This window comes from Streptomyces sp. NPDC050636 (assembly GCF_040654775.1).
GTDB lineage: Bacteria > Actinomycetota > Actinomycetes > Streptomycetales > Streptomycetaceae > Streptomyces.
In genome coordinates this window covers 1-4,641 of sequence record NZ_JBFAIP010000205.1, presented here as the reverse complement: position 1 = coordinate 4,641, position 4,641 = coordinate 1, and the positions used below count along the sequence as shown (strand labels likewise).

Below are 4,641 nucleotides of genomic sequence, written 5' to 3'. Positions count from 1 at the left end.
ACCCCGGCCAGCACCTCAGACAGCGACCACTCCACAAACGGCGCCAGCGCCGCCTCACACTCCGCAAGACGCACCGCGAACACCGGACTCGACTGCACCAACTCCCGGCCCATACCGACCCATTGGGTCCCTTGACCAGCGAACACGAACACCGTCCGGGCACCCGAACGCGCAACCCCCGACACCACCGAACCCGCAGGCGCCCCGTCCACCAGGCTCTCCAGACCGGCCACCAGCTCCGCACGGCCACCGCCCAGAACCACGGCCCGGTGCTCGAACGCGGACCGCGTCGCCGCCAACGACCACGCGACACCAGCCGGGTTGAGCCCAGACCGGGTCGCCGTCCACTCTCGCAGCCGCTCCGCCTGAGCCGTCAGACCCTCGGCCGTATGACCCGACACCAGCCACGCGCTGACATCGTCGGCCTCGACCACGGCGGGGGCCGCGGCCGACGCGGGCGCATCGGCGGGCTCCTCCGGGGCGTCTGTCTCTTCCGCGTCCTCGGCCGGTGCCTCCTCCAGGATGACGTGCACGTTGGTGCCGCTCATCCCGAACGCCGACACACCGGCCCGACGCACATGTTCCCCGGTGGGCCACGGCACGGAGTCGGTCAGCAGCCGCACCTCACCGGCCGACCAGTCCACATGCGGCGTCGGCTCATCCACGTGCAGCGTCCGCGGCAGTTGCTCGTGCTGCAACGACAGCACCATCTTCATCACACCGGCCACACCGGCGGCCGCCTGCGTGTGCCCGATGTTGGACTTCACCGAACCCAGCCACAACGGCCGGTCCTCGGCCCGCTCCTGGCCGTACGTCGCAAGCAGCGCCTGCGCCTCGATCGGGTCACCCAGCTTGGTCGCCGAACCATGTGCCTCCACCACGTCCACGTCGGCGGGCGACAGGCGTGCGCTGGCCAGCGCGGCACGGATGACGCGCTGCTGCGAGGGGCCGTTGGGAGCGGTCAGACCGTTGGACGCGCCGTCCTGGTTGACCGCCGACCCGGGGATCACCGCCAGCACGCGATGTCCGTTGCGCCGGGCGTCCGACAGCCGCTCCACCACGAGCATGCCCGCGCCCTCGGCGAAGCCCGATCCCTCTGCCGCGGCGGCGAACGACTTGCAGCGCCCGTCCACCGATATGCCGCCCGCCTTGGCGAAGGCCACGAACACCCCGGGGGTGGCGGTGACCGTGGCCCCGCCGGCGAGTGCGAGCGAGCACTCCCCTGACCGCAGCGCCTGAGTGGCCATGTGGAGTGCCACCAGCGACGAGGAGCACGCCGTGTCCACCGTCACCGCCGGACCCTCAAGACCGAAGGTGTACGACAACCGGCCCGACAGCACGCTGGTCGCGTTCCCGGTCACCAAGTGCCCCTCGACGACCTCCGTGCCCTCCAACGGCACATCGGTTCCGTACCTGGAGCTGTATCCGCCGATGAAGGCACCGGTCTGGCTGCCGCGCAGCGTCGCGGGGTCGATCCCGGCCCGCTCGAACGCCTCCCACGACGTCTCCAGCAGCAGCCGCTGCTGCGGGTCCATCGCCAGCGCCTCACGCGGGCTGATCCCGAAGAACCCCGCGTCGAACGCACTCGCGTCCCGGACGAACCCGCCCGCCTGCGTGTACGACGTTCCGGCACGCTTCGAGTCCGGGTCGTAGAGCGCTTCGATGTCCCAGCCGCGGTCCTGCGGGAACGGACCGATCGCGTCCGCGCCCGAGGCCAGCAGCTGCCACAGATCCTCCGGACTGGCCGCACCGCCGGGGAACCGGCACGCCATCCCCACGATCGCGATCGGCTCGTCCGCCGCTCCCGCCGCCACCGGGCCGGAGGGCGTCGGGACAGCGGGCAGGTCCCCCGCCATTTCCGCGCGCAGCAGCCCGGCCAACGCCGTCGGTGTGGGGTAGTCGAACACCAGCGTCGCCGGCAGCCGCAGACCGGTCTCCGCGTTCAGACGGTTGCGCAGCTCCACTGCGGTCAGCGAGTCGAAGCCCACATCGGTGAACGCCCGGCTCGCGTCGATCGCCTCCACCGAGGCATGCCCCAGCACCGCGGCTACATGGGCGCACACCAGGTCCAGCAGCACCCGGGCGCGCTCCGCACCCGAGACCGACGCCAGCTGCCGCCGCAGCGCCTCACCCGCGCCGGCGCCTGCGTCCGTACCTGCGGTGGCGCCCGAGGCGGCGGTACGCCTGGCGGACACGCCCGCCAGCACCCGCCACAGCGGCGGGATCTCCGTGCTGCCCGCGGCCTGTGCCCGCAGCCCCGCCATGTCCAGGCGGGCAGGCATCAGCACTGCTTCGTCCCTGGCCAACGCGACGTCCAGGACGACCAGGCCGTCTTCGGCGCCCAGTGGTACGAAGCCCCGGTCGATCCGCGACAGCAGCCGCTCGTCCAGGTTCCGGCCGATGCCCTCCTCGTGGGCCCACGGGCCCAGCTGGAGCGACAGCCCCGCGAGTCCCGCGGCCCGCCGGTAGCCCGCCAGGGCGTCCATGAACGAGTTCGCGGCCACGTAGTTGCCCTGGCCGGGCGCACCGAACGTCGCCGCCGCCGAGGAGAACGTGACGAAGCGCTCCAGCTCCAGGTGCGCGGTGAGCTCGTGCAGGTGCCAGGCCGCATCGACCTTCGGCCGCATCACCGCCGACAGCCGCTCGGGCGTCAACGACGCGATCACGCCGTCATCGACGACTCCCGCGGAATGGATGACGGAGCCCAGCGGGCAGCCGGCCGGAATCCTCTCCAGCACCGCGGCCAGCGCGCCCCGGTCGGCCACGTCACACGCGACCACCTGGACCCACACGCCCAGCTCCGCCAACTCCGCTGCCAGCACCGCCACAGCAGCAGCAGCCGGACCTGAACGGCTGGTCAGCACCACACCGCCGGCCCGGCCCGTCGCCACCAGGTGCCGGGCCACCAACGCGCCCAACGTCCCCGTACCACCGGTCACCAGCACCGATCGGGCAGCGGCGTCGGCCTTCGGCGCGGACGGCCACTCGACGGGCACCAGATCACCGGACGGGCGGGTCAGCCGCCTGCCGTAGGCGCACTCTCCGCGGATCACCAGCTCCGGCTCACCACTGGCCAGCACCGACGGCAACACCTTGACATGAGCACCGGCATCCACGGCGGGCAGGTCGGCCAGGAGCAGCCGGCCCGGGTTCTCCGCCTGCGCCGACCGCAGCAGACCCCATACGGCAGCCGCCGCCAGGTCCGACACCGCCTCACCGGCGACCGAGTCCACCCCGCCACGGGTGACGACCACCAACTGCGCTGTGTCCAGGCGCTGTTCGTCCAGCCAATCCTGCACCAGCTCCAGCGTCGCACCGGCGACTCCGCGCACCGCACCCGGGACATCACCGAGGCCGTCGGCGTTCGTGTCGGCAGGCAGGGCACCCGCGCAGACCACGACCATACGGGGGTCGATCGCGCCCACTTCGGCCGCGGCGGCCACCTCGGCGATGTCGGCGAAGGACCGCACCTGCACACCCGCGGCGCTCAGCCCGTCGACCAGCCCGAAGCGGTCGGCGCCGATCAGCGCCCACTCCCCTGCCGGGGCCGCGGCCTCGGCCACGGCGGCCCAGCCCGTGACGAACAGCGAATCGGTCAACTCACTGTTGTTTGCCTGCAGTTGGTCCATCGACACCAGGCGTTTCACCAGCGAGCCCACCGACACCACCGGAGCCCCGGTCGCGTCGGCAGCCGTCAGCGACAGACCGCCCTGTGCATCACCCCGCAGCCGCACCCGCAGCACCGACGCGCCACTGGCGTGCAGCTCCACGCCCGTCCACGCGAACGGCATCGGCACCTGGCCCGGCTCGCCCTCGACGTCCGCATCCACCAGGATCGCGCCGTGCAACGCCGCGTCGAGCAGCGCCGGGTGCAGACCGAAAGCACCCGCCTCCTGCGCCACCTCCTCCGGCAGCGCCACCTCCGCGAAGACGTCGTCCCCACGGCGCCAGGCGGCCCGCACTCCGTGGAACGCCGGGCCGTACACATCCGCCAGATGCACCGCGTACAGGTCCGCGATGTCCACCGGCACGGCATCCCGCGGCGGCCACACCAGCAGATCTTCTTCCTTCGCCCCGGCCGTCGCGGCGGGCGCCATCACGCCGCCGGCGTGCCGTACCCACTCCTGGGCACCCGCCTCATCGGGACGGGAGAACACCTCCACCCCGCGGCGGCCCTCGGCGTCGGGCGCTGCCACCACGACCTGGATCTGGACTCCGGCGCCGTCGGAGGGCACCACGAGCGGTGCCTGCAGCGTCAGTTCCTCCAGCAGGCCGCAGCCCACCTGGTCACCGGCGCGTACCGCCAACTCCACGAATCCGGTGCCCGGCAGCAGCACGACACCACCCACCGCATGGTCGGCCAGCCACGGCTGCGAGCGCACCGACAGCCGCCCGGTGCACACCAGCCCCTCACCACCGGCCAGCTCCACCACCGCACCCAGCAGCGGGTGCCCCACCGCGCCAAGACCCAGCGACATCGCGTCGCCGCCGGCCGGCCGGCCCACCAGCTGGGTCAGCGTCCCCTTCGGCCAGTACCGCTCGTGCTGGAAGGCGTACGTGGGCAGCTCCACCCGCTTCGCCTGCGGCAGCACCACGGACCAGTCCACGGCCACACCATTGACGAACGCCTCGGCCAGCGAC

General features: G+C 72.7%; 1 protein-coding gene. It reads right to left on the bottom strand.

What is annotated here, in order from left to right:
• Positions 1-4,641: type I polyketide synthase (locus AB0I10_RS40410; RefSeq protein ID WP_363157733.1), on the bottom strand; the 4,641-nt coding region annotated here is incomplete at both ends.